The sequence below is a fragment of the Candidatus Poribacteria bacterium genome (assembly GCA_028820845.1).
Classification (GTDB): Bacteria; Poribacteria; WGA-4E; order WGA-4E; family WGA-3G; genus WGA-3G.
Window position 1 is genome coordinate 1 of record JAPPII010000029.1, and the last position, 5379, is coordinate 5379.

At 44.1% G+C, this 5379-nt stretch carries 7 protein-coding genes; 5 read left to right on the forward strand and 2 right to left on the reverse strand.

Annotated elements, in window-relative coordinates:
- Positions 1-48: 48 nt before the first annotated feature.
- Together OXN25_07260 and OXN25_07265 are read right to left on the reverse strand one after the other, a co-directional pair.
- Positions 49-762, reverse strand: coding sequence for an IS3 family transposase (locus OXN25_07260; protein ID MDE0424647.1), 714 nt, complete (start codon positions 760-762; stop codon positions 49-51).
- Positions 763-785: 23 nt separating this feature from the next.
- Positions 786-1076 carry a transposase gene (locus OXN25_07265; protein MDE0424648.1) on the reverse strand — a complete coding sequence of 97 codons (291 nt, stop codon included), beginning with the start codon at positions 1074-1076 and terminating at the stop codon, positions 786-788.
- Positions 1077-1414: 338 nt separating this feature from the next.
- Here OXN25_07265 and OXN25_07270 point away from each other — a divergent pair, with 338 nt between their 5' ends.
- From OXN25_07270 to OXN25_07290, 5 genes are all read left to right on the forward strand, one after another.
- On the forward strand, positions 1415-2623 hold the full coding sequence (locus OXN25_07270; GenBank protein MDE0424649.1) for a TIR domain-containing protein: 1209 nt from the start codon (positions 1415-1417) through the stop codon (positions 2621-2623).
- 119 nt (positions 2624-2742) lie between these two features.
- Positions 2743-3990: a tetratricopeptide repeat protein gene (locus OXN25_07275; protein ID MDE0424650.1), complete on the forward strand. Its 1248-nt coding sequence runs from the start codon at positions 2743-2745 to the stop codon at positions 3988-3990.
- A 300-nt stretch (positions 3991-4290) separates the two neighbouring features.
- Positions 4291-4698 carry a GxxExxY protein gene (locus OXN25_07280; protein ID MDE0424651.1) on the forward strand — a complete coding sequence of 136 codons (408 nt, stop codon included), beginning with the start codon at positions 4291-4293 and terminating at the stop codon, positions 4696-4698.
- Between the two features lie 167 nt (positions 4699-4865).
- Positions 4866-5126, forward strand: coding sequence for a DUF433 domain-containing protein (locus OXN25_07285; GenBank protein MDE0424652.1), 261 nt, complete (start codon positions 4866-4868; stop codon positions 5124-5126).
- Positions 5123-5335 carry a hypothetical protein gene (locus OXN25_07290; GenBank protein MDE0424653.1) on the forward strand — a complete coding sequence of 71 codons (213 nt, stop codon included), beginning with the start codon at positions 5123-5125 and terminating at the stop codon, positions 5333-5335. The genes OXN25_07285 and OXN25_07290 overlap by 4 nt, the downstream gene beginning before the upstream one ends.
- Positions 5336-5379 lie beyond the last annotated feature (44 nt).

The window sequence follows — 5379 nt, forward strand, 5'->3', positions numbered from 1 at the left end:
TATGGAATTTCAACGAAAAACCTTATCTTAACTTTGCGAAATTGTGGCCTAAATACGCGTATGCACTTCAGTCTGATAGTCATTGAGGTGGACTTCCTCCTCCTTGAGGGTGCGGATCAACCGTTCAGCGTATCCGTTCTCCCAAGGGCGTCCTCTGTGTGCGACCGAAATCTCAACGCCATGCTGCTTCAGCAGTGAGATATAGTCCTTTGAAAGATACTGCACGCCTTGATCGGAATGATGAATCTCCGGGACCCTGTCGTCTAAAGCTTGCTCTAAGGGGTGCAAGGTCAGAGATTGTGTCAAGTGTTGACTCAGGTTCCACCCGCGAATCATCCGAGTGAAGACATCCATAAGCAGTGCGACATACACGAAGCGTCCCTTGAGGTGGACGTAGGTAATATCACCGACCCAGACCTGATCGCATCGACAGACTTCAAGGGTCTTCAGGCGATTTTGCCACGGTTGCGGACCGTCAGCGGAGTGGGTCGTTTGACACGCACGTTTGACAGCAACCGAGAGGTTCTCTTCTTTCATCAACCGGGCGACGCGCTTATGCCCAACGGTGTGCCCTTCGGCCGCCAGCAGCTTCGTGATACGTCTATATCCATAAGTTGGATATGTCGCAGCTAATTGCTCTATTCTCGTTCGCAAGACCTCTTCATAAGGGTCGAGTTTCGGGTGATAATAGAGGTTACTCCGGGTGATACCCAGCACCCCGCAAATGTCTCGCACCGAGTGTTCCATTCGTAATGCCTCCACGATTTGGCACTCTTTGGCTGGGATCAACTCAAAAAGGTCAATGCTTTTTTTTGGATGTCCATTGCTACGGCCATTCTCCCAACGAGGCGTTCAAGGTGAGCGATACGCTCCGCATCCTCGCTGGATTGCTTATCCGTGGAAGTAAATACACTGACAGCATTTTCAAGGAACTGCTGCTTCCACTTAGAGACCTGGTCTTCGCTGAGGTTGTGTCGTCTACAGAGCTCTGCTTGGGAACTTTCACCCGTAAGTGCCTCAAGCACAACTTCGGTTTTAAACTCGGGCGTGAAGGTTCTTCGTTTTCGTTTCGCCATCGGAATTCTCCTTTCTGTGAGATTGTATTATAGCACAATCTTGGTTTAGGGAGTGGCCCGAATTTACGGTGGCAGTACACCACCGCAGGTGTAGTAGGAGCAAAACTGTCCACTTAGCGGATAACTTGATGTTACAGAGTGTGAATCCGCGAAATCCGTGTAATCCGCATAATCCGCGATTCAGACAGTTCCCCAAAATTGAAATTGACAAACCAGCGTGAACATGGTATGATTTAATATGTAGTGGAGACACGTTGTAGGAGTAAGAAGCAGAATAAAGCGTCTGAATCGCGGGTTGTGTGGAAACTCCGTTTGCAAGGATTCAAGAGGTACCCAAAATGCAAAAATACGATGTTGCACTGTCATTTGCAGGGGAAGATCGAGAGTATGCCGAGGCTTTGGCAAACCTGCTTAAAGCTGGAGGATACTCGTGTTTTTACGATAAAAACGAGTTATCCAATCTCTGGGGCAAAAATCTCTATGATTACTTGTCATGGGTTTACAAAGACCCAGCGCGCTATTGCGTGATGTTCCTGTCAAAACACTACGAGCGCAAGTTATGGACAAACCATGAACGCCAGATGGCTCAAGCACGGGCATTTCAGGAAAACCGCGAGTATATCCTTCCCGTCCGCCTTGACGATACAGAAATCCCTGGAATCCCTCCCACAGTCGGGTATCTTGATTTACGTTCAATGACGATTGAAGAAGTGTATGAGGCTTTAGATAAAAAATTATCAGGCACAACACCAAAAACCGCTGCAACGGATCGAATGACTTCCAAGGGCGTTGAGAAAGACACAACCGAATATGTTCTGTTAGTTTCTGAAGATGGAAAGTTGTATTTCATTCCAGTTCAAAATGCCCGTTGGGATTCAACAGAAATTTCGCTTGAACTGCTTCCAGAATCTCCTGAAGAAACCGCTTTCCTCCGTACGTTAAGAAGACATATCAATGATGCATTTGCAAGGGATGTTCACATTGCACTTGCGCTCAGAGAAGATGCCGCGTGGGTAAAACCCCAAGAAATTGTAGAAACCACATCCGGTTCTCAAATCGTTTGGAAAGTCGTTTTCAACGAGGAAAGACGCAGGCAAAATGGGGATCCCTTGGGTGAGGTCACTTTCGGATCCTTTACACCGGAAAGGATTGCAGAAGAACGTGCCAAACGGATATTGCTTGATAAGAAATTAGGCGAACTCCCCGCAGATTTTCAGAACAGAACAGGACCCGTCGGGTTGCTCAACGAAACCACATTGGAAATGTATGTTCGAGGTACAAACGGATTTCAAGTTTCTGCATCACCTATTCCACCCTTATACCGCTCTATCGGAAAAAGCCAAGGTCAATTTGAGAAGTTTGCCCGTTTAACGTCTGTTCTTTACTTGAAACTTTCAAACACAGTTGAGGAAATACTTCAATTTGATTTAAGACTTTTGAATGCTAATCAAGTGGAAGTCAAATTTAAAGGAAGGCGACACAAACGGTTTACGAACGAACCTCCTTATATTTTTGAAGTTAATGGCACCTGCCAACTCTCTGAATAACCTGCCTTTTGAAAACTCAAGATCCCTCGCTGTCTTAGTAGAATATTGATCTGAATCCACTGACCTATTTTATCTAAATTCAAACAAAAGCAAAACCTGAATGGGAACAAACGATTATTTTGGAAGATAAAAATAACATCACCGCTAAAACCATCAACGAATTTATAGAATGGGCAGCACAATTTAGCGATGGACAATACTTATTTCGTGGCGTTTCAACAGAAAGTTACAAAATAGAAGCATCCGCTTACCGTCGCCTCCCAGAAATCGACAGAAATGATCCAAAAAAGTTGCTCAAAATCAACAAAGATTTAATAATGAAAGCGAAGGCGTTGGGACACGATGAAAAAAATGGGCAACAATTATCTGATTTAGAAATACTTGCAGAACTTCAACATTTCGGTGCCGCCACCTGTCTGATAGATTTTTCACGGAGTGCCTTGGTCGCGCTCTGGTTTGCTTGCCAACAGGGTTCAAGAGGCGGAGCAAACGGAAAAGTCTATGCCGTCCGCCATGATGATATGGTTCGACTAAAAACGGTTAATCCCGATTTAATCACAAAAGATATTGATTATTTTCTCGAACCGGACGAAAGCGGTAGATATCCGCTCTATCAATGGCAACCCAAACTTCAAAATAATCGTATCATTGCTCAACAATCTGTCTTTGTATTCAGCGGTGCCCAAATTGAAGCCGAGGCTGAATGTATCATTGATAAAAATAGCAAACAAGACATTCTAACATCTCTGGATAAAATATCAGGTGTTACTGAAGCAAGTATTTATCCTGATTTTGATGGATTCGCTCGCCTGCATGCCCACAATAAATCTTATATTGAACCCGATGCTCAAGACTATCTGCGACGCGGTATTGAAGCTGACCAAAATGATAATCCAGATGATGCCATCGAATACTACACCGAAGTCATTCGGTTGGATCCGCCAGACGCTTTCATTGTTTCCATAGCACATTCCAATCGTGGTGTTGCTTACTCGAAAAAAGGCGAAACAGAGCGTGCCATTGAGGACTATGACCAAACTATACGACTCAATCCAGAATCCGCCGCTGCGTATAACAATCGTGGTTACGCTTACCGCCAAAAAGGCGAATTTAAACGCGCTATTGAAGATTATGATCGAGCTATACAGATCAGATCGGATAACGTTCTGTTTTACAACAATCGCGCTATAGCACTATTACACCTACAGGAATGGGAAAAAGCAAAATCAGACCTGACGATTGCCAGAAACATGGGAGTAGATATCATTGCCTTATTTCGTAGCTCATTTTCAAGCATTGCGGACTTTGAAGAAAAGTACAGTATTGAAGTGCCAGAGGACATCGCCACACTACTAACTTCCTCATAGGCATAGCAGTGAAACAAAAAATTGTCCGCTTAGCAGATAACTTGCCGACACCAAAGTCAATAATCCGCGAAATCCGTGCCATCCGCGCCAATCCGCGATTCTGACGACAGAGATAATCCGAGATTGAGAAAAGAGAAGCAATCTGTCTAATCCGCGATTCAGAAAGAGACGCAATGAATTGCGCAACTACGAACAGAGACACTCTTAAAATCCGAGAAATCTGCGTAATCCGCCTAATCCGCGATTCTGACAATAGAGATAATCCTCCATCCCAACAACCATCTACATGAAGGATACCAAATGAACAGCAACCTGAAGTATAAAGACATAACCCAAAAGATCATCGGAGCAGCATTTGAGGTGCATAAGTTCTTAGGTAACGGCTTCCAAGAGGTAATTTACCAACGCGCGTTAGCAATTGAGATGCAAAAAGCGGGATTGGAATTCGCCCGCGAAATTAAGCAGAATATTTTCTATAAAAATTTTCCGAAACGTATCGGGACACGTAGAGCAGATTTTGTGGTAGCAGGAAAGGTACTGGTTGAATTGAAGGCGATTACTGAATTGGAAGCTGTACATGAGGCACAGCTATTAAATTATTTGAAGGCGTATCGACTGGAAGTCGGTTTATTAATCAACTTCGGTGAGAAAAGTTTAAACTACAGACGACTAATTCTCTCACAACGCAATCGGGATAGACGCAGTTGACGCTGCTTTTTGTATTAGAATCGCGATTCTGACAATAGAGAAATTCATTATCCTCACAAAAACACTCATCTCAAATCCTACCAATTGGAAACCTATTCAAAACCGTTGATAACCGACGCGAGTTGTGGTATACTTTCTTCAACTATTCGTAGGAAGAGGGGAATACCATGAACAACTATAGAGACATTATTACCATTGAACCCGGTAAACGCAGCGGGCAGCCATGTATTCGGGGAATGCGGATTACCGTTTACGATATCTTTGAATACCTCGCATCGGGTATGACAGTCGCGGAAGTGCTTCACGATTTTCCCGAGTTAACCGAGACAGACATTCGCGCCTGTTTCGCTTACGCTGCGGACAAGGAAAAATCACAGATGGTCGTTTACACATCAGAGAAAATTCGCATCGTGGAGAACAGCGTTTGAACGCACAAGAAACCGAACTCAACAGGATTTTGGAGATAATCGGCAGAATAGCAGAAACAACTGCTGATGGCGATTTCATCTACCGCGGTGAACCTGAACACTATGAGCACGTATCCTCAAGTCTGTGGCGTGAATGCCAGAAAGAAATTGGGGCGGACAAATTCGATATAGAAGCCATTCAAAAGAAAATGTTAGAGGTATCTACGTAGTGTTTACATTTTGTTAGCAGTGATCAATATAGCTGCGAAATAAA